Origin of the sequence: Streptomyces turgidiscabies Car8, assembly GCF_000331005.1 — a bacterium.
GTDB lineage: Bacteria > Actinomycetota > Actinomycetes > Streptomycetales > Streptomycetaceae > Streptomyces > Streptomyces turgidiscabies.
Genome location: NZ_AEJB01000027.1, coordinates 1 through 214, shown reverse-complemented (window position 1 = coordinate 214; position 214 = coordinate 1). Strand labels below are relative to the sequence as shown.

Below are 214 nucleotides of genomic sequence, written 5' to 3'. Positions count from 1 at the left end.
GGAACGAACGCGTGCGTGCGGGTCAGATCACCAGCGGTACCAGCGGCCTCGGCCGCCGCCGGCGGAGGTGGAGCGCATCACGAAGCCGAGGAGCCACACCACCAGGACGATGACGGCGACCCACCAGAGAATCTTGACGGCGAAGCCGGCACCGAAGAGGAGCAGGGCGAGAAGCAGAACAATCAGCAGGGGAACCATTTTTATCAACCTCCTA

At 63.6% G+C, this 214-nt stretch carries 1 protein-coding gene; it reads right to left on the bottom strand.

Annotated features, from left to right (window positions below):
- Nucleotides 1–27: 27 nt before the first annotated feature.
- A complete protein-coding gene (locus tag STRTUCAR8_RS02145) occupies nt 28–198 on the bottom strand; it encodes a hypothetical protein (RefSeq protein ID WP_044471489.1) in 171 nt (56 codons plus the stop codon).
- Nucleotides 199–214: the final 16 nt, after the last annotated feature.